Origin of the sequence: Flavobacterium phragmitis, assembly GCF_900112575.1 — a bacterium.
In the GTDB taxonomy this organism is placed as follows: domain Bacteria; phylum Bacteroidota; class Bacteroidia; order Flavobacteriales; family Flavobacteriaceae; genus Flavobacterium; species Flavobacterium phragmitis.
In genome coordinates this window covers 419,012-442,253 of sequence record NZ_FOMH01000002.1, presented here as the reverse complement: position 1 = coordinate 442,253, position 23,242 = coordinate 419,012, and the positions used below count along the sequence as shown (strand labels likewise).

The 23,242-nt window shown below is 33.6% G+C and carries 24 protein-coding genes and 2 pseudogenes; 11 read left to right on the top strand and 15 right to left on the bottom strand.

All coding sequences use genetic code 11. From position 1 onward, the window contains the following. Positions 1-39 precede the first annotated feature (39 nt). The 8 genes from BM289_RS04805 to BM289_RS04775 all read left to right on the top strand — a co-directional run bounded on the left by BM289_RS04805 (position 40) and on the right by BM289_RS04775 (position 9,231). On the top strand, positions 40-957 hold the full coding sequence (locus BM289_RS04805; RefSeq protein WP_091491568.1) for a YihY/virulence factor BrkB family protein: 918 nt from the start codon (positions 40-42) through the stop codon (positions 955-957). Positions 958-1,066: 109 nt separating this feature from the next. Further along, positions 1,067-1,591 carry an NADPH-dependent FMN reductase gene (locus BM289_RS04800; RefSeq protein ID WP_091491566.1) on the top strand — a complete coding sequence of 175 codons (525 nt, stop codon included), beginning with the start codon at positions 1,067-1,069 and terminating at the stop codon, positions 1,589-1,591. Next, on the top strand, positions 1,592-2,566 hold the full coding sequence (locus BM289_RS04795) for a transglutaminase domain-containing protein (RefSeq protein ID WP_091491280.1): 975 nt from the start codon (positions 1,592-1,594) through the stop codon (positions 2,564-2,566). It abuts the gene before it with no gap. An 82-nt stretch (positions 2,567-2,648) separates the two neighbouring features. Next, positions 2,649-3,824 (top strand): nicotinate phosphoribosyltransferase, encoded by a 1,176-nt coding sequence (gene pncB, locus BM289_RS04790; protein ID WP_091491278.1) that lies wholly within the window; start codon positions 2,649-2,651, stop codon positions 3,822-3,824. A gap of 163 nt (positions 3,825-3,987) precedes the next feature. Next, complete coding sequence (locus tag BM289_RS04785; RefSeq protein ID WP_091491277.1) at positions 3,988-5,856, top strand: DNA topoisomerase IV subunit B; 1,869 nt, start codon at positions 3,988-3,990, stop codon at positions 5,854-5,856. 21 nt (positions 5,857-5,877) lie between these two features. Next, positions 5,878-6,312 carry a DUF1016 N-terminal domain-containing protein gene (locus BM289_RS04780; RefSeq protein WP_244165326.1) on the top strand — a complete coding sequence of 145 codons (435 nt, stop codon included), beginning with the start codon at positions 5,878-5,880 and terminating at the stop codon, positions 6,310-6,312. Then, complete coding sequence (locus BM289_RS25605; RefSeq protein ID WP_244165325.1) at positions 6,284-6,487, top strand: PDDEXK nuclease domain-containing protein; 204 nt, start codon at positions 6,284-6,286, stop codon at positions 6,485-6,487. The genes BM289_RS04780 and BM289_RS25605 overlap by 29 nt, the downstream gene beginning before the upstream one ends. A gap of 23 nt (positions 6,488-6,510) precedes the next feature. Beyond that, positions 6,511-9,231: a DNA gyrase/topoisomerase IV subunit A gene (locus BM289_RS04775; RefSeq protein ID WP_091491275.1), complete on the top strand. Its 2,721-nt coding sequence runs from the start codon at positions 6,511-6,513 to the stop codon at positions 9,229-9,231. A 51-nt stretch (positions 9,232-9,282) separates the two neighbouring features. Here the strand turns inward: BM289_RS04775 and BM289_RS04770 are convergent. Then, positions 9,283-9,945, bottom strand: a pseudogene (locus BM289_RS04770) (AAA family ATPase); the annotation flags it as partial. A 1-nt stretch (position 9,946) separates the two neighbouring features. On the opposite strand from BM289_RS04770, the pseudogene tnpA reads away from it, so the two are divergent. Further along, positions 9,947-10,240 (top strand): annotated as a pseudogene (gene tnpA, locus BM289_RS04765) (IS200/IS605 family transposase); the annotation flags it as partial. Positions 10,241-10,314: 74 nt separating this feature from the next. Here the strand turns inward: tnpA and BM289_RS04760 are convergent. From BM289_RS04760 to BM289_RS04725, 9 genes are all read right to left on the bottom strand, one after another. Next, a complete protein-coding gene (locus BM289_RS04760; RefSeq protein WP_091491274.1) occupies positions 10,315-12,099 on the bottom strand; it encodes a cytochrome-c peroxidase in 1,785 nt (594 codons plus the stop codon). Positions 12,100-12,168: 69 nt separating this feature from the next. After that, entirely contained in the window at positions 12,169-13,647 is a 1,479-nt protein-coding gene (locus BM289_RS04755) for a PhoX family protein (protein ID WP_091491272.1), read from the bottom strand. A 157-nt stretch (positions 13,648-13,804) separates the two neighbouring features. Next, entirely contained in the window at positions 13,805-14,437 is a 633-nt protein-coding gene (locus BM289_RS04750; protein WP_091491271.1) for a 3'-5' exonuclease, read from the bottom strand. Positions 14,438-14,439: 2 nt separating this feature from the next. Then, a complete protein-coding gene (locus BM289_RS04745; protein WP_091491269.1) occupies positions 14,440-16,359 on the bottom strand; it encodes a DUF294 nucleotidyltransferase-like domain-containing protein in 1,920 nt (639 codons plus the stop codon). Positions 16,360-16,586: 227 nt separating this feature from the next. Beyond that, positions 16,587-16,958: a DNA topoisomerase IV gene (locus tag BM289_RS04740; protein ID WP_091491268.1), complete on the bottom strand. Its 372-nt coding sequence runs from the start codon at positions 16,956-16,958 to the stop codon at positions 16,587-16,589. A gap of 144 nt (positions 16,959-17,102) precedes the next feature. Then, positions 17,103-17,363: a hypothetical protein gene (locus tag BM289_RS04735; RefSeq protein ID WP_091491266.1), complete on the bottom strand. Its 261-nt coding sequence runs from the start codon at positions 17,361-17,363 to the stop codon at positions 17,103-17,105. After that, the gene (locus BM289_RS25285; protein ID WP_143102045.1) at positions 17,315-17,566 is read right to left on the bottom strand and encodes a hypothetical protein; all 252 of its coding nucleotides are present in this window, start codon (positions 17,564-17,566) and stop codon (positions 17,315-17,317) included. Before BM289_RS25285 ends, BM289_RS04735 begins: the two co-directional genes overlap by 49 nt. A gap of 15 nt (positions 17,567-17,581) precedes the next feature. After that, entirely contained in the window at positions 17,582-18,157 is a 576-nt protein-coding gene (locus BM289_RS04730) for a DUF1572 family protein (RefSeq protein ID WP_091491264.1), read from the bottom strand. 17 nt (positions 18,158-18,174) lie between these two features. Then, a complete protein-coding gene (locus BM289_RS04725) occupies positions 18,175-18,519 on the bottom strand; it encodes a winged helix-turn-helix transcriptional regulator (protein ID WP_091491262.1) in 345 nt (114 codons plus the stop codon). A gap of 130 nt (positions 18,520-18,649) precedes the next feature. Between BM289_RS04725 and BM289_RS04720 the strand changes: the two genes are divergently transcribed. Next, positions 18,650-19,453, top strand: coding sequence for a DNA alkylation repair protein (locus BM289_RS04720; RefSeq protein WP_091491260.1), 804 nt, complete (start codon positions 18,650-18,652; stop codon positions 19,451-19,453). Positions 19,454-19,560: 107 nt separating this feature from the next. Here BM289_RS04720 and BM289_RS04715 read toward each other — a convergent pair whose 3' ends face one another. The 5 genes from BM289_RS04715 to murQ all read right to left on the bottom strand — a co-directional run bounded on the left by BM289_RS04715 (position 19,561) and on the right by murQ (position 21,893). Continuing rightward, on the bottom strand, positions 19,561-20,133 hold the full coding sequence (locus tag BM289_RS04715; RefSeq protein WP_091491259.1) for a pentapeptide repeat-containing protein: 573 nt from the start codon (positions 20,131-20,133) through the stop codon (positions 19,561-19,563). Then, entirely contained in the window at positions 20,121-20,435 is a 315-nt protein-coding gene (locus BM289_RS04710; RefSeq protein ID WP_091491257.1) for a type II toxin-antitoxin system RelE/ParE family toxin, read from the bottom strand. The genes BM289_RS04715 and BM289_RS04710 overlap by 13 nt, the downstream gene beginning before the upstream one ends. Then, the gene (locus tag BM289_RS04705; protein WP_091491256.1) at positions 20,420-20,650 is read right to left on the bottom strand and encodes a hypothetical protein; all 231 of its coding nucleotides are present in this window, start codon (positions 20,648-20,650) and stop codon (positions 20,420-20,422) included. The genes BM289_RS04710 and BM289_RS04705 overlap by 16 nt, the downstream gene beginning before the upstream one ends. A 26-nt stretch (positions 20,651-20,676) precedes the next feature. After that, a complete protein-coding gene (locus BM289_RS04700; protein ID WP_091491564.1) occupies positions 20,677-20,898 on the bottom strand; it encodes a DUF6095 family protein in 222 nt (73 codons plus the stop codon). Between the two features lie 182 nt (positions 20,899-21,080). Next, positions 21,081-21,893, bottom strand: coding sequence for an N-acetylmuramic acid 6-phosphate etherase (gene murQ, locus BM289_RS04695; RefSeq protein WP_091491254.1), 813 nt, complete (start codon positions 21,891-21,893; stop codon positions 21,081-21,083). 170 nt (positions 21,894-22,063) lie between these two features. On the opposite strand from murQ, the gene BM289_RS04690 reads away from it, so the two are divergent. Further along, positions 22,064-23,200, top strand: a complete 1,137-nt coding sequence (locus tag BM289_RS04690; RefSeq protein WP_091491252.1) for a helix-turn-helix domain-containing protein — start codon at positions 22,064-22,066, stop codon at positions 23,198-23,200. Positions 23,201-23,242 lie beyond the last annotated feature (42 nt).

The following is a 23,242-nucleotide window of genomic DNA, read 5'->3' as shown; positions in this document are numbered from 1 at the left end:
TTATTGCGTAAATTTGAGATAATATCAAAAATGGAGCAAATGAGAATCAAAGATATCTTTAAAAAAATCTGGTTTCTATTAAAAAACACTTTTTTAGAATTTAATGATGATAACGCTATTAAACTCAGTGCGGCATTATCTTATTATACCATATTTGCATTGCCTCCATTGTTAATTATCATCATTACTATTTGTGGTTTCTTTTTTGGAGAAGATGCTGTGACTGGTCAGTTATATGGTCAAATAAACGGAATGGTAGGTAATAGTGCAGCTAGCCAGATTCAGGAAGCTATAAAAAATGTGCAATTGTCTGGAGATAACATGTTTGCCACCGTTTTTGGAATTGTAATGTTGTTAATTGGAGCCTCTGGAGTTTTTGCCGAAATACAAAGTTCCATTAATTTTATTTGGGGATTACGTGCCAAACCAGATAAAGGTATTAAAAAGTTCATTCAGAATCGATTAATGTCATTTTCAATGATTGCTTCTGTGGGTTTTTTAATGCTGGTGAGTTTATTGGTAAATACAACATTAGATTTAGTGAGTTCACGTCTAAAAATTTACTTTCCAGAAAGTACAGTTTACTTGTTTTACGTTGTTAATGTTGTAATTGTGTTGGCAAGTATAACATTACTTTTTACGATAATTTTCAGAACTTTACCAGACGGAAAAATACGATGGAAAGATGCTTTTATAGGATCAGGAGTTACTGCTGTCTTGTTTATGATTGGTAAATTTGCAATTGGTTTTTATTTAGGAAGTTCAACTGTAGCTTCTGTTTACGGCGCTGCGGGATCTGTAATAATTATTTTGGTTTGGGTTTATTATTCGGCAATTATTCTGTATTTTGGAGCTGAATTTACTAAAGTATATGCAAAATCATACGGCGGTAAAATTTACCCAAATGAATATTCAGTTGAAATTCAAAAAGAGATTTTTGAAATAGAAAATAATTAATTGAACTATATAAGTTTTATGAGAGAATTGAAGTTTTGCTTCTGCTAGCAAAGTATTTTAAATGAGCTTGTATAACTTATACAGTTTGAAACAAACAAATATCACAAATATGAAAATAGTAGCCTTTGGAGGAAGTAACAGTAAACAATCAATCAACAAACGTTTTGCGACTTATGCTTCAAATTTGTTTGAAAATGCAGATGTTGAAGTTTTAGATCTTAATGATTTTGCAATGCCTGTATTTAGTGTTGATTTGGAAAAAGAAATTGGTCAGCACGAAGTGGCGCAAGTGTTCTTGAATAAACTTAAAGAAGCTGATATTCTGGTAGTATCAATGGCAGAAAACAACGGAAATTATTCTGTTGCTTTCAAAAATGTTTTTGATTGGAGTTCCCGAATCGAAAAAGATGTTTTTCAGCACAAACCAATGTTGTTATTGGCAACTTCTCCAGGCGGTAGAGGCGGTGCATCTGTTTTAGGAATTGCACAAAATCTTTTCCCTCGTTATGGTGCAGAAATTAAAGGAAGTTTCTCATTACCAGCATTTGGCTCGAATTTTGATTTACAAGAAAATAAAATCTCTAATCCTGAATTAGATCAAGAACTGAAAGATATTATTAAATCAAATTTTTAAATGCCACAAAAAAAGATTGCCCTTATTTTCCTTTTATTAAATAGTATTTTCATCAATTTTACTTTTGCTCAAAAGATTAGTGAAGTCGATAAAATAGTTGCAAAATACCCAAAAAGTTTTGATAGCACTGAAAAATTAGCCGACAGAATCGAAAAAGATTTTGATTCGGATTATGATCGTTCGCGTGCTATTTACAGCTGGATTGCCTTTAATATAAGATATGATTATAATGCGTATTTGAATCCGCCAAGAACACAAGGTTTCAGTTATTCTTCAGAAGCAGAGAAACAGCAAAAAATTAAACAACTGAATGATAACCTAATTCAGAAAGCTTTTAAATCTAAAAAAGCAGTTTGCGAGGGATTTACGGCTTTGTATCAACATTTGGCTTCCTTGATGGGAATTAAATGCGAAATCATTCGTGGCGATTCTAAAATTTCAGTTAGAGATATCGGTCGAAAAACAACTTCATCCAATCATGCTTGGAATATGGTTTTGATTGATAAAAAATGGCGTCTTCTAGATGTGACGTGGGGGCAAGGCTATTACGACAGCAGTAAAGGCAGAATGGTCAATGATTTTAATCCTGCTTATTTTGATACCGATCCAGATTACTTTTTTGCAAAACATTTTCCGGATTCAGGTACTTATCTAGGAAAAAGGCTGAGTAAAGAAGATTTTTTGAATGGCCCTTTAATTTATAATACTACAATTGAGAATGACTACAAAATCAAATCACCAGATTCGGGTATAATTGAAGCTAGAAATGGAGATAAAATTACGTTTGAAATCAAAAATCTTTCGAAATCAAATCAGGTTTTTTATGTAAATAAAAGAAATCAGGCTGTGAAAGTGCAAAATCCGAAAGAGAAACGAGGAGGTTTGGAATTTCAGATTACGATTGATAATAATGTCGGAGAATATATTACTGTATTTGTAGATGGTAATAGTGTTGTTTCTATTAAGATAGTTTAAAAATAATGGATTAAGAATTTAGCAATTTTCATCTTTTCTGAAATTGCCGTATCTTAGCAAGAATGATCCGAATTTGAGCGTTATGGAGACAACTTTTCTGAAATCAATCTTAGATAATGATTTCTATAAATTTACGATGCAGCATGCTGTAATTAAACTTTTTCCAAAAGCAAAAGTTCGGTATGGTTTTATAAACCGAGGAAAACATATTTTTCCAGAAGGTTTTGCCGATTTACTTCGAGATTCTGTCGATGCAATGGCAGATCTCCGACTGACGAAAGAGGAAAAAAGTTATCTCGCTCATTATTGTCCTTATCTAGATCCTACTTATTTAGATTTTCTGCAGGGATATAGTTTTGACCCGTCCGAAGTTCAAATTAGTCAGGAAGGTTCAGAAATAAAAGTTACTGTCGAAGGATTTTGGTACAGAACTATTTTATGGGAAGTTCCTTTGATGGCTTTGATCTCGGAGCTTTTTTATAAATCCAATCATTTGATTCGTTTGAATGATGAAGCCATAAAGAAATTAACCAAAGATAAAATTGATAATTATAATAAACTTGGCGTTTCTATTTTGGAGTTTGGTACAAGACGCCGTCATTCCTATGATGTACACGATTTGGTAAACGAAACCTTGAGAACAAATGGTGGACAGAGTTTCATTGGAACCAGTAATGTGCATTTTGCGATGGTCAATAACCGAAGACCTTTAGGTACGCATGCACACGAATGGTTTATGTTTCATGCGGCGCAATATGGTTTTCAGGTGGCGAATTTTACAAGTCTTGAAAACTGGACAAAAGTCTATGGAGGTGATCTCGGAATCGCTTTAACTGATACCTATACTACAGAAATATTTTTCAATCAGTTTGATAAAAAATATTCCAAACTTTTTGACGGTGTTCGACATGACAGTGGCGATCCGATTGAGTTTGCTCAAAAAGTAATTTCTCATTATAACAAAATGGGAATTGATCCGAAATCAAAAGTCATCGTTTTTTCAGATTCGCTCAATTACGACAAAGTAAAAAAGATTGCTGATTTCTGTCACGACAAGATAAAAATGTCATTTGGAATCGGAACAAATTTCACCAATGATGTTGGCCTTCCTGCCATGAATATGGTAATTAAATTAACCGATACAAAACCTGATAATGTACATTGGCAAGGTGTTGTAAAACTCTCTGACGAAAAGAATAAAAATACGGGAACGCCCGAAATGATTGCTTTAGCGAAAGAAGTGCTGGGAATCAAATAGTATTTTTTTGCCAAAAAAGCAGTTTTCCCATATTTTTAGCGCCCGTTTTATCTTATAATCAATTTAAATAGATTTTAAACTGTTATTATTCATAACAAAAAAGAAATACGCTTTCATTTTTTGCTAAGAAATGGTACATTAGCAAAAAATCCTAAAATCATATATGCTAGAGCAAAATCAATATACCGAAGATAATATTCGTTCGCTTGATTGGAAAGAACATATCCGTATGCGTCCCGGAATGTATATCGGAAAACTTGGAGACGGATCTGCGCCGGATGATGGTATTTACATTCTTCTAAAAGAGGTTTTAGACAACTGTATCGATGAGTTCGTAATGGGCTCTGGAAAAACTATTGAAGTAAGTATCAAAGACAAAACGGTTACGGTTCGTGATTACGGACGTGGTATTCCGTTAGGAAAAGTGGTCGATGTAGTTTCGAAGATGAATACGGGAGGAAAGTACGATACAAAAGCTTTCCAGAAATCAGTAGGTCTGAATGGAGTCGGAACAAAAGCAGTGAACGCACTTTCGACATATTTCCGTGTAGAATCTGTTCGTGATGATAAACAAAAAGCGGCAGAATTCTCAGCAGGAAATTTAGTTTCAGAAGAAGACGTAATTGATACTACAAAACGTAAAGGAACGAAAGTGACTTTTACGCCAGATGAAACGATTTTCAAAAACTTTAAATTCCGCTTAGAATATGTAGTTAAAATGGTTAAAAACTATTGTTATCTAAACAATGGTTTGACTATTATTTTTAACGGAGAAAAATATTATTCAGAGAATGGACTTCGTGATTTGTTGGAAGAAACAATCAGCGAAGAAGATTTAGAATATCCAATTATCCATTTAAAAGACCATGATATTGAGGTAGCCTTAACGCACAGTAAAACCCAATATAGTGAAGAATATCACTCTTTCGTAAACGGTCAGAATACAACACAAGGAGGAACTCACTTAGCGGCGTATCGTGAAGCTGTTGTAAAAACGATTCGTGAGTTTTACAATAAGAATTTTGATGCATCAGACGTTCGTAAATCGATTGTAAGTGCGATTAGTATTAAAGTAATGGAACCGGTTTTTGAGTCTCAGACTAAAACAAAATTAGGTTCTACCGATATGGGTTCTGATGATGGAACACCAGCAGTTTCTGTTCGTACTTTCGTTAATGATTTCATCAAGACGAAACTAGATAATTACCTGCATAAAAATCCGCCAACAGCCGAAGCTTTATTGCGTAAAATTCTTCAGGCAGAACGCGAAAGAAAAGAATTGTCAGGAATTAGAAAATTGGCGACAGACCGTGCTAAAAAAGCGAATCTTCACAATAAAAAATTAAGAGACTGCCGAGCGCATCTTCCAGACACTAAAAACCCTAGAAACTTAGAAAGCACACTTTTTATTACCGAGGGAGATTCGGCTTCTGGATCGATTACAAAGTCGCGTGACGTAAATACGCAAGCGGTTTTCAGTTTGCGAGGTAAACCTCTGAATTCATACGGAATGTCTAAAAAGATTGTGTATGAAAACGAAGAATTCAATTTGTTGCAGGCGGCACTTGATATTGAAGATGGACTAGAAAAATTGCGTTACAACAACATCGTAATCGCAACCGATGCCGATGTCGACGGAATGCACATTCGTTTGCTTTTAATTACTTTCTTCTTGCAGTTTTTCCCAGAATTAATCAAAGAAGGGCACTTGTATATTTTGCAGACACCGCTTTTCAGGGTTAGAAACAAAAAAGAAACGATTTATTGTTATTCCGAAGAAGAAAGAAAAGACGCGATTGAGAAATTAAAACCAAAACCAGAAATCACACGATTTAAAGGTTTGGGAGAGATTTCGCCAGATGAGTTTAAAAACTTTATTGGAGACACGATCCGCCTTGATCCGGTTATGATGGATAAACATACTTCGATTGAGCAGTTGTTATCTTTTTATATGGGTAAAAATACACCAGACAGACAAGAGTTTATCATCAAGAATCTGAAGGTTGAGATTGATGAATTGGAGGAGGTTTAAGAATTTTTAGAATAGCAAATAGTGCCAGACGGTCTTCAAAATAAAGTCATTTTTCAACAAGTTGCCGAGTTATTGCAAAATGCTCGACAACAGGTTTTGCGTACCGTAAATTCAACAATGACAATTACTTATTTTGAAATTGGAAGAATTATAGTTGAAGAAGAACAAAATGGAAAAGATAGGGCTGAATATGGTAAACAGCTTTTAAAAGGACTTTCTCAACAATTGACAAAGGAGTTTGGAAAAGGGTTTTCGATAAGAAATTTGAAACAAATAAGACAGTTCTATATGACTTTCTCAAAATCCGAGTCACTGTCTCGGATTTTACAAATTCAAAAAGCGCAGACAGTGTCTGCGAAATTTGATAAAGTGGATTATCAAACTTTGTTTTCATTTTTTAAATTGACTTTTAGCCAATTTAGGCCAGATGCAGATGTATATCAATTATTACGATAGAGAAATGCGATTGGAAGATGAAAACAAAACCATCGGAATTGTACTTTGCCAGAATAAAAGCGAAGCGGTTGTAAAATATACTTTGCCTGAAAACAATGAACAGATTTTTGCTAGTAAATACAAAACGGTTTTACCAAGTGTTGAAGTTTTAAAAGAACTTCTGGAAAACAAATAAATTTATAATTTCGAATATAAATAATGAAAGACGAAGAAGACGATAACATAATTCCAAACGACGACGAGAATAATCAAGATGAAAACCTGATGGATGATAATCAGGATGGAAACGACGATGAGATTATCGACGTAGATGCTAAACATTTTGAAGGACAGCATTTTTACGAAAATCAGGAAGAAGAAGGAGAAGATGTTATTACCAAAGTAACCGGAATGTACAAAGATTGGTTCTTGGATTATGCTTCGTACGTAATTCTGGAACGTGCGGTTCCTGCTATTGAGGACGGATTCAAGCCTGTTCAGCGTCGTATTATGCACTCTTTAAAAGAGTTGGATGATGGTCGTTATAATAAAGTTGCCAATGTTGTTGGTCACACCATGCAGTATCACCCACACGGAGATGCGAGTATTGGTGATGCCATGGTACAAATTGGCCAAAAAGATTTATTGATTGACTGCCAAGGAAACTGGGGAAATATTCTAACTGGTGACGGTGCAGCAGCACCCCGTTATATTGAGGCACGTTTATCTAAATTTGCTTTAGAGGTTTTATATTCTCCAAAAATTACAGAATGGGGACTATCTTATGACGGTAGAAAAGCTGAGCCGATCAATCTTCCAGTAAAATTCCCTTTGCTTTTGGCACAAGGTGCAGAAGGTATTGCGGTTGGACTTTCGACAAAAGTGCTTCCTCATAACTTTAATGAATTAATTGACGCTTCGATTAAAATCTTAAAAGGGAAATCATTTACGCTTTACCCAGATTTTGCAACAGCCGGTGTTGCTGACGTTTCGAATTACAACGACGGAATGCGTGGCGGACGTGTGCGTGTTCGTGCTAAAATTTCGCAATTAGACAAAAACACCTTGGTCATTACGCAGATTCCGTTTTCTACCAATACATCGAGTTTGATTGATAGTATTTTGAAAGCCAATGAAAAAGGAAAAATCAAAATCAAGAAAATTGAAGATAACACGGCTGCCGATGTAGAAATTCTGATTCATCTTTTCCCTGGTGTTTCGCCAGATAAAACGATTGATGCTTTATTTGCATTTACGGCTTGCGAAACTTCTATTGCACCTTTAGGATGTGTGATTGAAGATAATAAACCGTTGTTTATTGGAGTTTCTGAAATGTTGAAAATTTCAACCGAAAGAACGGTTGATTTGCTAAAACAAGAGCTTCAAATTCAATTAGAAGAATTAAAAAATAAGTGGCATTTCTCTACTTTGGAAAAAATCTTCATTCGTGAAGAAATGTATATTGATTTCAAATTATACGGAGATAGAGAATCACTTTATAAATATTTATACGACCGTTTTGAGCCTTTCAAGAAATCATTTGTTAGAGAAATCAACGATGATGATTTACAGCGTTTGACTCAAATTCCGATGATTCGTATTACTCGTTTTGACTCTGATAAAGCAGATGAATTAATTTCTAGATTAGAAGAGGAAATGAAAGAGGTAGAATACAATTTGGAACATCTTACTGATTTTGCTATTGCCTATTTTACCAAACTGAAAGAGAAATACGGAAAAGGACGAGAACGTAAAACAGAACTTCGTGTATTTGATAACGTTGAAGCTACAAAAGTTGTTTTAAGAAACACAAAACTTTACGTAAATCGCGAAGAAGGTTTCGTAGGAACGAGTTTAAAGAAAGATGAATATGTAGGCGATTGTTCTGATATTGACGATGTTATAGTGTTTTTACGTGACGGAACCATGATGATTACAAAAGTCGATGCCAAAACTTTCATAGGAAAAGATATCATACACGCGGCTGTTTTTGATAAAAATGATAAACGCACTATTTATAATATGATGTACCGTGATGGAAAATCAGGTCCTTCTTACATAAAACGTTTTAATGTTACTGGTGTGACACGTGATAAAGCTTACGATTTAACAAATGGTACAAACGGTTCTCAGGTAGTTTATTTTTCACATAATCCAAATGGAGAAGCTGAGGTTGTGACTATTTTATTGCGCCAAGTTGGAACGATTAAAAAACTGAAATTCGATATTGATTTTGCTAAATTAGCAATTAAAGGACGTGGTTCAAAAGGAAACTTAGTTACCAAATATCCAATCAAGAAAATTGAATTAAAAGAAAAAGGAATTTCGACTTTACTGCCGAGAAAAGTTTGGTTTGATGATACCGTAAAACGTTTAAATGTTGATGCAAGAGGAGAATTGTTAGGAGAATTTAAACCGACAGATAAAATTTTAGTTATTAGTCAATCAGGAAAATTAAAGGTAATCATTCCAGAATTATCAACACATTTCGATGAAGACATGATTGTTTTGGAAAAATGGAAACCTAAAAAACCGATTTCTGCAATTTACTATGACGGAGAAAAAGAGCGTTACTTCTTAAAACGTTTCCTTGTAGAAAATGAAGGAAAAGAAGAAAGCTTTATTACAGACCATCCAAATTCGCAATTAGAAATTGTGTCAACAGATTATCGTCCGGTAGCACAATTGGTTTTTGCGAAAGTAAAAGGAGTTCAAAAAGATGATTTACATATTGATGTCGAAGATTTTATCGCTGTAAAAGGCTTCAAAGCTTTAGGAAATCAATTAACTACAGATAAATTAAAACAGGTAAACTTATTAGAACCACTTCCTTATGAAGAACCAGTTGAAGAAGTTCCAGAAAAACCAGAAATTCCGGAAGATGATCCTGTGGAGACAGAATTAGATGATGATGGTCAAATAGGTTTGGTTTTAGAATAAAAACAGAAAACGCTAAGAATTATTTCTTAGCGTTTTTTTTATGGTTTAAATTTATTTTTCAACTGAAGTAAAAACTTCTTCTTTAACCCATTGGACTTCGTTGTTTTCGATAATCACCTTAATTGTATCTCCATCTTGCACTTCACCAGAAATTATTTTTTTAGCTAGAGGTCTTCTTAAATGAGTTCTGATAATGGTTTTAATAGGTCTTGCTCCATATTTAGCATTATAACCATTTTCAGCAAGATAGAGCTTGGCTTCCATCGGAATCTCGACTTGAATGTTGATGTTTTTTAATAAATCCATAAATTCCTTTTTAAGATGGATTTCAAAAATTTTCAATGCATTTTCTTTGCTGATAGGCGCAAAAGGTATGATTTCAGTTAATCTTCCCAAAAATTCAGGTCTGAAATAATTTGCCATAATTTCCATCAAAGAACCTGAAGTTGGAATTTCACCATTGTTAAATGTATTTACAATATGATCTGCACCAATATTTGACGTAAAGAGAATTATTGCATTAGAGAAATCACCTTCTTTGCCTAAACGATCATGCAGTTTTCCTTCGTCCATAATCTGTAAAAATACGTCAAAAACGGAAGGATGTGCTTTTTCAATTTCGTCAAATAAAACAATAGAGTAGGGCTTTTGTCTAATCTTGTTTACTAATAATCCACCTTCTTCATAACCAACATATCCTGGAGGTGCACCGTGGGAAGGGATAGAAATTTTGAAAGGAGTTGTTAGTGCGGATCACGTCCACATGCATATTGAGTATGCTCCGAAGCAAAATGTAAGTTCAATTTTAAAAAGTTTCAAAGGTCGTACTTCAAGGAAATTACAAATGGAGTTTCCAGAACTTCATGCGCGTTACTGGGGACAGCATTTTTGGGCAAGTGGCTATGGAGTTTGGAGTACAGGAAATATAACTGATGAAATGGTAAATGAATATCTGGAGCATCATAGAAGGAAAGATAATGATGATGATTCAAATTTCATTCTTGAATGAAATAATAAGAGGGACTTTCAGTCCCTCGTAAAACAAACCTCTGCACTTTCAGTGCAGAGTGGTTTATTTTGGTTTTACTGGTATTTTTTATCCGTTAGCGTTTTCATAAAAGCAACAAGCGCTTTTTCTTCTTTAACAGTCAAATTCAGTTTATCAAAAGGAAGAGTTTGATTTTCTACTTCGTAGCCTAAACCAATTCCGCCACCTTTATTGTAAAAAGAAACTACTTCTTCTAACGTTTTAAAAACTCCGTTGTGCATGTACGGAGCAGTTACAGCTGTATTTCTCACGGTTGGTGTCTTAAAAGCGCCAACCAATTGAGGCATTTTATTGTATATGTAACGGCCTTTATCTGGGCTTAAGGATTTTCCCGAAGGCTCATTTGGAGTTCCGATAACTTCGTGTTCTGTTTTGGAATAACTTGGCGGAATTGTTCCGTTAAACAAAGGTGTAAAATGACAGGTAGCGCATTTTGCTTTTCCCATAAAAAGGTTCATTCCTTCGATTTCTTCATTGTTTAGGACGTTTTTATTTCCTCTCATGTATTCATCAAATCTCGAATCAAAAGAGTTTAACGAACGAACATAACTCGCAATTGCATTTTGAATCTGCCAGGCTTCAGGTTTTGAGGTTTTTGGAAAGGCTTTTTTGAATAGTTTTACATATTCTTTATCCAGCTGAATTTTAGCATGAATGTTTTCCATTGATCCGTGCATTTCATCTTTATTCTGAATCACATCTACACTCTGTTTTTCTAAATCCAACTGACGCATATCCCAAAACTGGGCATTTTGCAAAGATGCATAGGTTAGAGTAGGAGTGTTTCGTGGTAAATTCATTCCAGTTAATGAAACGTTTGTTTTTAAACCATCAGTAAATGCTTTTTCAGGGTTATGACAGGTTGCACAGCTTCGGTCATTGTTTTTAGAAAGACTTGTGTCATAAAATAATTTTTCGCCTAAAATCACTTTTTCTTTAGTAAAATCATATTCTTTAGAAAGCACAAAAGCATTTACATCAAAAGCATCTTTATCGAATAAAGTTTCAATTGTTGGTTTTAGCGGACTGCTTTTCTTTACATTTTTTATGTTTTCTTCTTTCTGAAAAGTTTTCAGTTTTTTCGAAATCGGATTTAGATATTCAGTTATAAAAATAGCACGATTGAAAGCATTAAAATTATTATTTTCAGTGCAGTACTTTTGTGCGTTTTTGGTTAATTCTCTTAATTCAGATACCGATTTATTACTAGCATTAATCTTTTCAAGCGTTTCTGGAATTGAGATTAAACTCTGGCCAGCTTCTGGAATTGAAGACTGCAAAATTGGACTGTCAAAACCGGTTATTCCTAAGGCGATAACTCTAAAAACATTCTGTTGCATGGCATCCAAAACATAGTCATCACTAATAGTAATAACTTCAAAAGTGCTTTTAAGCTGTTTTATGTTTGATTGGAAAATATTCAATTCTCTCGTTAAATCTTCTTTGCTTTCAGGATTGTATTCAGGATAAATCATTTCTTCCATAACCTGAAAACCATGCGGTTCAAAAGATCGGTTTTCTTCTAGTTCCATCTCGTCCAAAGCGGGGCCGTTCATAAATCGGGCAGTTTCAGGAATAAAATATTCAATTGCCCATTCGACTTTTTTGTATGCCAGACGAGATTTTTTAAATTGTTCTACAATTTCTTTCTGTGATGAATTGCTGGTTATAAGTTTTTGAAATCGAACAATTTGATTATTAAGTTTACTTAAATCGACAAGTAATTCTTGTTTAACCGTTGGTTTTGATGCTTCACTCTCTTTGCATGAAAAGAAAAAAGAAAGCAGTAGGAATAGAAAAGTAAAATATTTTAATTTCATAGTGGTGTTGTAATAGAAACAACCCTTATCGGAAAATAAGGGTTGTCAGTAAGATTTTGGTAGAAATTATTATCGTTGTACGTTTCTAATAATTACAGTTTGTCCTCCCTCTTTGTTCGTTTGAGTTCCTGAACCATCAGCATTTTTAAATGCATCACTCTGCCAAGTATGAGGGTGAATATTTACCGTGAAAGTATCTGGAACACCAATGATATCTGAAATGTCTTGCATAGCTCCAAATTCCCAGCTTCCAAATCTCATTTCGCCAGTTTGGTTGTAAAGTGTGTTCCAAGCCGTATCTGTTCTCTTGTGGTTCATGTTTAACCACGCTTTATTTTGTTTTGTAGCGATGTTGTACTGCCAGATATACGAATCGTGTTTTGCATCTGCATAATAACTATCACCATCTTCTTGAATGTAAACATAGTTTTCAGTTACGCATAAATTATCTGGATTGATGATTCCAGTTCCTGGAGTACTGTCACCTTCAACAGCCAATTCTAAAGTTCCTTTTAATGGGTTTGTTGCGTCTAATTTTACTTTATAAACTCTTCCCCACATCGTATATCCGTCAACAGGAGCATTGTTAGTTGCCTGACCTGTTGCAGTAAAATAGATTTCTCTATTGTTGCTTGCGCTTCCTTTTCTGTAATCTACGTCTTCAACTCTTGAAAAACGAATTGCTTTTAAGTCATTAACTGTTGTATTGATTACGGCACCAGTTAAGTTTTTAGCATTCGGAATTTCAACAAATTCAACTGGATATGAATTGTTTAAAGTCATAGTAGTTTCAACCTGATTTCCGTCAGTTCTTTTTAAAGCGTATAATTTTCCGTTAGACAAATCACCAACTGTACTTACATACATAATCAACTGACCAGCACTTACGTGAGAAGTTGAATATGATTGATCTTCACCAATTAAAATAACTGTTTTTCCTGGATAAGCTTCTTTTGGAAGCGGAACAGCGTTTTCCATACTTGCTTTTCCTAAAGCTGGCAAAACTCTGTCAGTTCGTGCTTTATCAGTAGATAACCCAAGAGGATTAATTCCGTGAACCATACTTTCTTGACCGCTTTCTCCAGCAGTTAAAAAGATAGGACCAAATCCGTGAATTTCAGGAGTTGCTAAAGTTGCAGAGCATAAACGTGTTAAGCCTCCAACACCATCAACGATGTAATCACCTTTTACAGGTTTGAAAGTTTTATCTAAATATACTCTTGAAACCGATTGAATAATTTCATGGTTGGTAATCATAATGTATCCATCACCATTTGGATCTTTCATTAATCCAGCTCCGTCTGGCTGTGCTCCGTAAACAAAAGAAGGTGAATTTGGAAGAACATCTGCACTTGTAATTAAAGTACTGATTTTTAAGTTTTCAAAACCTGGTTGAGCATACACAAAAGGAGGTACTTTTGAATGTGAAGTAAAATCGATACTTGCGTTTACATCGTTTTTTGAATCTTTGTCATCATTTTGACAGCTTATTGCAGAAAGACCTGCAAATCCAAGCAAGGTAATTGATTTTAAAAAGTTAGCTTTCATAAAGTGTTTTTTATTTTTTTGATTAAGGCAAAGCTATCTCTCTAAAACAAAGTACACGTTATGTTAATTTTTTCTTAATGCTAATAAATGTAAGTCTTGTATTATGAAATGGTAAATTGAAAGTTTTGAATGTAAATTTAAGGCTCTAAAAAAAATCTTAATATTTAAAAATCTGATTTAAATTGACTGCTTTTTTTTCTCTTAACTTCTTCACAATCTTAAGAAAAGCAATGGCAGTAATGTAAGCATCGCCCAAAGCGGTATGACGGTCTTTTTTTGAAATGTCGAATTTATCAGCCAAATCATCTAAGGTGTAATGATCTTTTCGCTCAAATAAATGCGATTGAATTAAGGTCTTTTTATATAAATAAGCCGTATCTAAAGTTTTGTTTTGCAATTGCGGAAGTCTGTTTCGTTCTAAAGCTCTATTAATCATCGTGACATCAAAAATGGTATGATGTGCAATAATTATAGAATCTCCTAAAAAGTCTAAAAACTGCTGTAGAGCTTCTAATTCAGTTGGGCGTTTGACAAGCAGATCTTTTAAAATACCATGAATTTGGGCTGTCGATTTATCATAATGCTCTTGTTCCAAATAAACTTCAAAACTTTCCTGAACATTAATAATTCCGTTTTGAAGAACCAGTGCACCGATGCATAAAATGCGATCATTATCATAATCAAATCCAGTAGTTTCGGTATCTAAAACCACAAAACGAGTTTCTTCGATGGTAATATTTTCATCGAATAGATTGTTTTCTTCTTTCTTCCAAAAATTGAATAAACTCATTATTATACCAGATTTGAGATATTAAAACGTACTGAAATAAGTTCCTGAAGTTCTTTAATCGTTTTAAAAGTACGTTTCAGTTTAATTTTTTCCATTTTGGTTAAAGATTCCAACTCGATAAACTGACCCGAATCATGGTGTAAAAGCCCTTGCTTGGTTCTGAATTTTAATAATGCTTTAAATGAATACGAACACGATAAATACAATTCTCTGTTATTAGGTTCCAATTCTGCCAGTTTTTCAAAACGCTCTGCCGTATTACTGATTCCTTTTACCGAATGCGATAAAGTTAAAAGACGCGCCGCGTCGGTTAAAGGCATTAAAGCTCTTCGTTTAATGTCAAAACTATCTTTATTGGCACCATCTTGTTCTACTAAGAATTGTCTAAAAAATCCTGTAGGAGACGGACTTTGCAATGCACCGCTCACCAAATGCATATAAAAAATCGGATTGGCCTTTACATATTCAAAAATAGCATCAGATAATTCGTTTACAATATCAGAATCGCCGTAAGTCATGCTGTAATCAAAGAAAATGAACGAAAGTAAAACTTCATTTTTGCCAGGATTGGTAATCCAATGATGTACCTGAGCTTTCCAGTCGACAAGGCTCATACACCATTTTGGACTCGACGCCATCATATCGGCAGGACAGTAATCGTAGCCAATTTCAAAAAGACCTTTATTAACAAGTCCAGCAAATTTTAGGAAATAGATTCTGGTTTCATCCCTAAAAACTTCATTTACATTTTCATAAACAATGGCATTATCCTGATCGGTATGAAGCATTTGCTCACCGCGTCCCTGACTTCCAAGTGCCAGCCAGGCAAATTTTACAGGAGGTGGACTGCTCATTTTTTCTATACAAATTTCGATAACTCGCGTTGTACAGGCTTCGTTTAGTTCAGTAATAATTTTGGTGATCAAAGTCATTGGAATATTCTGATCCAGATAACCTTGAAGCAATTGCATGATTTGATTGCGAATTGGTTTTATTTCTTTGATTTTTTTGGTACGTTTCAAAGCTTTAATCAAAACAGCAGGATTGTTCCCAAGCGCCACCATAACATCATGTTTCGATAAAATCCCAACCGCTTTTGTATTTACCGTACCATCTTTTGTTAAACACAAATGACTGATATTGCTTTTCATCATTGCCATTTGAGCCTCGGTAACCGTCATTTTTTTAGGATAGGTAATTACCGGTTTTGTCATGATTGTTTCAGCAGTCGTCGTAATAGGAAAATCGCCTGTAACAATTTTATTTCGAAGATCTTTATCGGTTAAAATACCAATCGGAAGCATTTCATCTACAATCAAAATGGCTCCGACTTTTTTCTTATTCATAATTTTAGCAATATCCTTAACAGTGGTTGACGGACTGCAGGTAACTATTTTTTTCGAATATTTGATAGGAGCTAAATCGAAGGAATGATTACTGGAATGCAGATTTTCATTCAGCTGATCATCACCATATAATTTATCTTTATGAATATCCGAATACGGATTTCGCGTATTAGAAGCATAACTTTCAATCAGGAAATTACCAACATTTCGGTTTTCGAGAGCATAAGGTTTGAAAACAGCAATCGGAATCGCATATAAAATACTTTCTTCATGTGCTACCGCTTCCATAATATAATTTTCTTGTGCCAAAAGCGGACGAAGTCCAAAAATATCGCCTTCATCACACATATCTAAAACGGTATTTTTAGTACTTTTTTTCAGGGCGACAGCACCTTTATGCACCACATAAAACGAATCGTGTGTTTTATCATTTTCAGCAAAAATTACCGAATCTTTTTCTTTATATATAATTGAAATCTGTTCAGACAGTTTTTCTAAATCTTTCTGATGCAAAAAATTAAACGGCGGATATCCTTTTAAAAAGTCTGCAACTCTCTGCGAAATGGTATTTTTCATGTGGCTAGATTAAAGTCCTAAAGTACTATTTAAAATAGAAATGTAAAAGAAACACGTTTGTTTTTTGAGTTACAAAGGGACAGAGATACAAAGTGACAAAGGTTTAATCGTACAGTTTGTCATCCCGAGGAACGAGGAATCTCCGCAAGTAACTCCACAAAGTGTTTCAATCATTAAAAATTTAAAGCTCCGTAAAATGGAGCTTTAAATTTTTATAAAATCAAGAATTATTCAACTCTATGAACAGTACCGCGTTGCTTTTCTTCAGAACCAACCAGACCAAATTCAAAAGTATAAGAATCCTTAGAAGTCGTTAAAATCTTCATGCTGATGGCTTTTTCTTCTGCCATATTTTTTGGATGTTTTTTCTGCAACACATATTCGCAATCACTTACCCAGCGAATGGTTGCTGTATCTGTTTTCCCTTCAAAAGTTTCGATTTCAATATCTTCTTTACGTTCAAATAAAGTAGTTTTTTTTACGCCGTTAACTTCCGTTTCAAATTTGAATTTCCCAGTTTTAAAATCTTTGCAATTGTGTTCTGAATTGTAGCATGAAACTAAAGCCACTATAGGAAATAAGAATAGTATTTTTTTCATTTTAATTAAGTTTTTTTAGGAGCTAATCCCTCTTTCCATTTCAATTTTTTTATTTTTTTAAGAAAAAATAAAAAGGATTTCTCCCGAAATTTCGGGACAATCGGGGCTAGGACATTAGGGAAATAATAAATAGTTGTATTATGATTAGATTTTTTGAATATAAAATTCTTTCAGTTTTTTGGATTCTTTGACTTCTTCTCGCATTTCCTCTTTAGATTCACTATTTAAAGATTTGGGCCAGATGTGAAAACCTCCTTTTGTCATTGCTAGAGCTTGTTGAAAAATATTTGGCGAAAAATCAGCAAAAAAACTCAAGTCTTCAGGATTATCCCAAACTCCCCAAATGCCGTTTTCGTCTATGTCTCCAGCATAATTAATGATATGTGTTGGATAAGTTTTGACCATTTCAGTTTAAAATGTTCCAAATTATAGGAACCGTTCCATCGAAATGAATCCACATCATCAATTCCAGAACCTGTAATAATTGAATTTGCAAAACTCAATTCAATAGACATTTTATGTTGTGAAGGGGAATTTGAATAACAATAAAATCCTTCCCATTCGCCACTAGGCAGAAATTGATGCGTTTCGTTATCTTTTGATTTCATATCTAGAAAGATAAATTATTTCAATCTCTTTAATTCATCATCGGTAAAGTTCTTGATTTCTTTTTCTTTGGCAAACTTTTCAGCATTATAATTTCCCGATTTATTCTTCGGAATCGATAAGCTATTCCATTCGCTGTTTTTCAATTGTTTGGCATAAAATACAATCTGCCCGACATGATAAGGATAATGTGCCAACTGACGATTGATAGCTTCAATAACGGTATGACCTTCATTTCGAATATAAATTATATCCGAAAGCTGTTCGGGTTTTAAATTTTCTAAAGCTTTTTCAAGACAATTCCAGCCTTTGTTCCACACTTCCAGAACTTCTTCTTTAGATTGCAAATCGTTTTCAAATTCGGTATCGCGGTTTCGCCATTCTTTTTCTCCATCAGAAGTTAAGAAATCTGTCCAACGCGAAAGCATATTTCCTGAAATATGTTTTATAATGGTTGCAATACTGTTGGTATCATCATTAAACGAAACAAAAAGCTGTGAAGGTTCGAGTTGATCCATTGCTTTTTCGCCAAGCATTTTATAGTACAAAAATTGCTTTTTGACACTTTCTAAATAAGATTCATCCGTTTTCATAGTGCAAAGATTTTAGATTATATGTCAGCTTTGTTTTCAGAAATCAATATTTTCCCCCAGTCATTTAATTTCCAGAGTATTTCGACTAGTTGTTTTCCTGTCTCGGTCAAAGAATATTCAACTCGTGGCGGAAGTTCATTAAACGATTGTTTTATCAAAATACCATCGGCAACCATTTCGTTCAATTGCTGATTCAAAACACGACGGTCCACTTTTGCAATGCCTCTTAAAAATTCACTAGGTCTTTTTTTACCTTCATTGATCTGCCATACAATCGGAATTTTCCATTTTCCGCTAATCGTATTCACAGCAATTTCCAGCGGACAGATTTTATTTTCCGTATTTTGTTCCTTTGTTTGCATGAAATTGACTTTTATATTCCTATGGGATAAAAATATGCGGTATTGCCAGTGTTATCAGGCTTTCCGACCTTTACAAAAATAATCAAAATTTTGAGCATAATAGACCATTAAGCTTATCAAATTGAAAACTATGAACGAAATAAAACGCAAAGGAGCGCGATCGACAAAAGATATTCCGACTTCAATTTTAGAACAGTTGAACAAAGGGAAAATCGAAACAGCCAATCTGGTTGAATGGCTTGCGGTGAATCAAACTAAACTTCTGGAAAATGTTTTGAAAGAGTCTGATCGAATGGAATATCTGGAACCTATTTTAATGGATATCAGCAATTTGAAAAAACAAACCGTAAATACCATAAATGAGGCAATAGGAACTGGAATATTGACAGAATCAATTCTTAATAATGATACTGAAATACTTTCGATAATTTCGAAACATAAATCGGATTTGGTTCGATGCTGGTCTGCTTATACAATTGGAAAAAAAGAAGAGTTTACAATTGAAGAGATTTTAGAACAAATTCAATTCCTGTCAGGTGATAAACATTTTGGTGTCAGAGAAATTTCATGGCTGGCAATTCGCTCCAGTATTATAAAAAATTTAGAGGAAAGTCTTGAAATATTATTAAGTTGGACTTCCAGTGAAGATGGAAATATCAGACGTTTTGCAACTGAATCAACAAGACCAAGAGGAGTTTGGTGTGAACATATTGAAAAATTGAAAAAAGAACCGGAATTAGGTTTAAAGATTTTAAATGCTTTAAAATCGGATTCTTCCAAATACGTTCAGGATAGTGTAGGGAACTGGCTTAATGATGCCAGTAAAACGAGACCGGATTTTGTAAAAGATTTATGTGAAAAATGGAAAACCGAAAGTCCAACAAAAGAAACGCTTTACATCATTAAAAAAGCATTGCGGACAATTGAAAAGTAGTTTTTTTGTTTTTAGCCACGAATTACACGAATTTTCACGAATTATATTTTTCTTTTAAAAATCATTTAGCTGTAATTTGTGAAAATTCGTGTAATTAGTGGCAACTTTTAAACAATTTTAATGTCATATTTATCCAAAAGCCCAACAATTCCTTCAGTAGAAAATTGTGCTTTTTTCATCGGATTAAACTCGGGATCAATTTTATAATTGTAAGCCGTTTTAAAATTTACTCCGGCCAATTGTGTTTCGTTAAAAATAGCGCCGTCAAGATTGCAGTTTTCAAAAACAGAACTCGTTAAATTCGTTCCGATAAAAGTTACTTCTCTTACCGAAGAATTGATAAACTTGGTTTTGGGCATTTTTTTATTCGAAAACAAAGCATAATCCAAAGCACAATCTTCAAAATAAACCTGAAATAAAAAATCGTCACATTCGTTAAAAGCGATTCCAAGAAGTTTGCAGTTTTTAAAAGTAACATTCTTTAAACTCGTTCCTGCCAAACTTGTCATAGACAAATTACAGTCGATAAATTCGCAGTCTAAAAAAGTGTTGGAACCAAAATTACTGCTCGAAAAATCACAGTTTTTAAAAACACAGTCTTCAAATTCACGATTATTGATTCGTTTATCAATGTAAACGACTTTCTCAAATGTTTTTTGAATGTGAATTAGACTTTCCATGAATGTTTTTTTGGTTTTTGTGCATTGTGACGAACTCGAAGTATGTAGATGCTTTCTTTCGTTATTTGATAAGAAACAGCATAATCGTAAACAGAATAAACTCTAAAACTCCCATCATTATTGGTTTTTTGTTTATCAAGTTTATAGATTTCAGGCTGTGTTTTTAGTATTTCAGTACTATCGAAAATAGTATTGACCACTTTGTCAGCAATAGTGAGGGATTTGCTTTCAAAGAAAATGTAAAAATGAATGTCTTCTAACTGGTTTAAAGCATTGCTTGACCAAATTATTTTCTTCCCCATTTTTTTGCAATTTCTTTAGCTTCATCTTCAGTATAAAAATTGCCTTTTTTTATATTATCTAAGGCACTTTCAATATCTATATTATAAGATGCATCTGAATCAATTGTGGTATTATTTATTGATTGTAGAAGATGTTTGAGTTTTTCAACAAAAGAAGGATCTTTTACTTTATCAATCTCTTGATGAATCCAGTTTATTTCTGCTTGTATATCCATATAAAGAATTTTAGTAAAGATACAAATTAGTCATTAAATATACCTTTCATAATGATTTTCAATCCCAAAAAGATTAAAAACATTGAGCCAAGGCAAGCCGCAATTCCAATTCCTAAAACAAGATAATGCCAATTAGTATGCTGATTCATAAAAGCATTATAAATCATCGATGGCCCAAGAAACATCAAAGGCAGAGCGCCGGTTAAATATTTCACTCCTTTTCGTAGTAATTCTTTATTTGTTGCCATGTTTTTTGTTTGAAGTTTCAAGTTTCAGGTTGCTCGACTTGTATTTAACCGCAAAGGTCGCAAAGTTTTTTTACATTAGAAACTTAAATAAAACGCAAAGTTCGCAAAGCTTTGAAACAACCTTGTGAACCGTAAACCTTAGCGTGCTTTGCTGTTAAACTAAACAACAAAGCAAAATACTTTTATTTTTTATAATTGTCAACAGCATTTCTCACACTGCCGTATTTTTTTAATAATTCTGAAGCTTCTTCATAAGAAACAGGAATTTCTCCCATAATCATTTTAACGCCACGGTCAACCAGTTTGATATTGCTTAACTGCATATCGACCATTTTGTTTCCTCTCACTTTTCCAAGCTGAATCATGGCAGCGGTTGAAATCATATTTAGAACTAGTTTCTGAGCTGTTCCTGCTTTCATTCTAGAACTTCCAGTAATAAATTCTGGCCCAACCACTACTTCAATAGGAAATTGAGCTGTTAGAGCCAACGGACTTCCTGCATTACAAGTAATACAACCCGTAATAATATTGTTTTGATTACAAGCTTCTAAACCGCTTATAACATAAGGAGTTGTTCCAGAAGCAGCAATTCCGATTACGACATCGTTGGAATCAATATTATGATTTTGAAGATCAATCCAAGCATTTGTAGTACTGTCTTCGGCATTTTCTACTGCACGTCTTATGGCTGTATCTCCTCCCGCAATTATACCATTTACCAAATCAAACGGAACTCCAAACGTTGGAGGACATTCTGATGCGTCAACAACACCAAGTCGGCCCGAAGTTCCCGCACCTATATAGAATAATCGGCCTCCTAATTTTAATTTAGAGACGATTTGCGGAATTAAAGCTTCTATTTGTGGCAAGGCTTTTTCTACCGCATAAGGAACGGTTTTATCTTCTTGATTAATGTTTGACAACAATTCATGAACAGACATTTTTTCTAAATGTTCATATTTTGAAGATTGTTCCGTGGTTTTAGTAAATGTCATTTTATAGTTATTTAGACTCGCCAAAATTAATATATTTTATCTCAATCTCGCAAAGTTCAAAGATTTATAATCTTGAATTTATTTCTTTTTTTGTTATTTAAAGACGATTTTTAAAGCGCATTGTTACACCAACGAAAATATTATATTTGTTTATTATTTTAACTAAATAAATGGACAAATTAGATTTATTACAGGGAATAGCTAGAATTTCGGTTTTCGTTTCTTTATTACTTGCCTTTTTTTTGCTCACTGTAAAAACCGAAAATAAATTGGCGAATCGGTTGTTTGCTTTCTTTTTTATTTTCTCCGCAATTGATCTCAGCGGTTTTTTTATGTATTTGTATACGGAGGATCACAGAAATCTAGAAATTTTCAGATCAACTTTCTGCTTGTTGGCAATGCCTATATTTTACCTGTATGTATTGGCTGTCTGTTATTCTGATTTTAAGTTAAAATGGAAGCATTTATGGCATGCACTACCTTTTGTTGTTGTCAATTTAATTTTTATTCCGAGAATATACATACGTATTAATGACGGAAATTTTATAGGTGTTCTCAATCAAATGTCTGAGATTTATTTTATTCAAGTTTTAATTGAATTTCAATATGCATTTTATATTATCAGTGTATTTTTGATTTTGAACAAGTACAAAGAAATTTATTTAGAAAATTATACCAATGCAAGTATAGCAACGTATAAATGGCTTTTTCAGATGACTTGTGTTTTTCTGGCTGCGCATTCTATTGTAGCTCTAAAAAATATAATACGCTACAGCGGTTTCAGAGAGATATTTCTTTGGGCTAATGTCTTGGTAGGTAGTATTGCTTTATTTGTAACCTGTTGGTTTATCATGAAGGCGTTAAATCATCCTGAACTTTTTAGGGGAGTTAATTCTAAGTTGAAATTGACTAAAGATATCCTGCCTGATGTTGAGGAAAAATCAGAATCAGTAAATGTGCAGAATGATTTGATTAATACTCAAATTGTTTCATTGAAAAAATATATGAGCGAAAAAGAACCTTTTCTGGATCCCTCACTGACTATACAAGAATTAGGAAATCAAATTAATATACCAGTTCGTGATTTGTCTATTTTGATTAACCATCACATGAAGCAGCATTTTTTTGATTTTGTGAATGAATATCGTATTCAGAAAGCGATGTCTATTTTAAAAGACCCGTCTAAAAATGAGTTTACAATTTTAGAAATTCTATACGAAGTGGGCTTTAACTCCAAATCTTCTTTTAATACTTCTTTCAAAAAATACACCAATCTAACTCCGACAGCTTACCGAAATGCTTCGTAATAAAGTCTTGTCTCTATAAATACGAAGAAAGACTAAAATAGT

What these genes read in the sequence shown, in the direction of transcription:
- BM289_RS04805 (WP_091491568.1), top strand. Translation starts at nt 40, where the DNA reads ATGAGAATCAAAGATATCTTTAAAAAAATCTGGTTTCTATTAAAAAAC.
- BM289_RS04800 (WP_091491566.1), top strand. Translation starts at nt 1,067, where the DNA reads ATGAAAATAGTAGCCTTTGGAGGAAGTAACAGTAAACAATCAATCAAC.
- BM289_RS04795 (WP_091491280.1), top strand. Translation starts at nt 1,592, where the DNA reads ATGCCACAAAAAAAGATTGCCCTTATTTTCCTTTTATTAAATAGTATT.
- pncB (WP_091491278.1), top strand. Translation starts at nt 2,649, where the DNA reads ATGGAGACAACTTTTCTGAAATCAATCTTAGATAATGATTTCTATAAA.
- BM289_RS04785 (WP_091491277.1), top strand. Translation starts at nt 3,988, where the DNA reads ATGCTAGAGCAAAATCAATATACCGAAGATAATATTCGTTCGCTTGAT.
- BM289_RS25605 (WP_244165325.1), top strand. Translation starts at nt 6,284, where the DNA reads ATGCAGATGTATATCAATTATTACGATAGAGAAATGCGATTGGAAGAT.
- BM289_RS04775 (WP_091491275.1), top strand. Translation starts at nt 6,511, where the DNA reads ATGAAAGACGAAGAAGACGATAACATAATTCCAAACGACGACGAGAAT.
- BM289_RS04760 (WP_091491274.1), bottom strand. Translation starts at nt 12,099, where the DNA reads ATGAAATTAAAATATTTTACTTTTCTATTCCTACTGCTTTCTTTTTTC.
- BM289_RS04755 (WP_091491272.1), bottom strand. Translation starts at nt 13,647, where the DNA reads ATGAAAGCTAACTTTTTAAAATCAATTACCTTGCTTGGATTTGCAGGT.
- BM289_RS04750 (WP_091491271.1), bottom strand. Translation starts at nt 14,437, where the DNA reads ATGAGTTTATTCAATTTTTGGAAGAAAGAAGAAAACAATCTATTCGAT.
- BM289_RS04745 (WP_091491269.1), bottom strand. Translation starts at nt 16,359, where the DNA reads ATGAAAAATACCATTTCGCAGAGAGTTGCAGACTTTTTAAAAGGATAT.
- BM289_RS04740 (WP_091491268.1), bottom strand. Translation starts at nt 16,958, where the DNA reads ATGAAAAAAATACTATTCTTATTTCCTATAGTGGCTTTAGTTTCATGC.
- BM289_RS04735 (WP_091491266.1), bottom strand. Translation starts at nt 17,363, where the DNA reads ATGGTCAAAACTTATCCAACACATATCATTAATTATGCTGGAGACATA.
- BM289_RS25285 (WP_143102045.1), bottom strand. Translation starts at nt 17,566, where the DNA reads ATGAAATCAAAAGATAACGAAACGCATCAATTTCTGCCTAGTGGCGAA.
- BM289_RS04730 (WP_091491264.1), bottom strand. Translation starts at nt 18,157, where the DNA reads ATGAAAACGGATGAATCTTATTTAGAAAGTGTCAAAAAGCAATTTTTG.
- BM289_RS04725 (WP_091491262.1), bottom strand. Translation starts at nt 18,519, where the DNA reads ATGCAAACAAAGGAACAAAATACGGAAAATAAAATCTGTCCGCTGGAA.
- BM289_RS04720 (WP_091491260.1), top strand. Translation starts at nt 18,650, where the DNA reads ATGAACGAAATAAAACGCAAAGGAGCGCGATCGACAAAAGATATTCCG.
- BM289_RS04715 (WP_091491259.1), bottom strand. Translation starts at nt 20,133, where the DNA reads ATGGAAAGTCTAATTCACATTCAAAAAACATTTGAGAAAGTCGTTTAC.
- BM289_RS04710 (WP_091491257.1), bottom strand. Translation starts at nt 20,435, where the DNA reads ATGGGGAAGAAAATAATTTGGTCAAGCAATGCTTTAAACCAGTTAGAA.
- BM289_RS04705 (WP_091491256.1), bottom strand. Translation starts at nt 20,650, where the DNA reads ATGGATATACAAGCAGAAATAAACTGGATTCATCAAGAGATTGATAAA.
- BM289_RS04700 (WP_091491564.1), bottom strand. Translation starts at nt 20,898, where the DNA reads ATGGCAACAAATAAAGAATTACTACGAAAAGGAGTGAAATATTTAACC.
- murQ (WP_091491254.1), bottom strand. Translation starts at nt 21,893, where the DNA reads ATGACATTTACTAAAACCACGGAACAATCTTCAAAATATGAACATTTA.
- BM289_RS04690 (WP_091491252.1), top strand. Translation starts at nt 22,064, where the DNA reads ATGGACAAATTAGATTTATTACAGGGAATAGCTAGAATTTCGGTTTTC.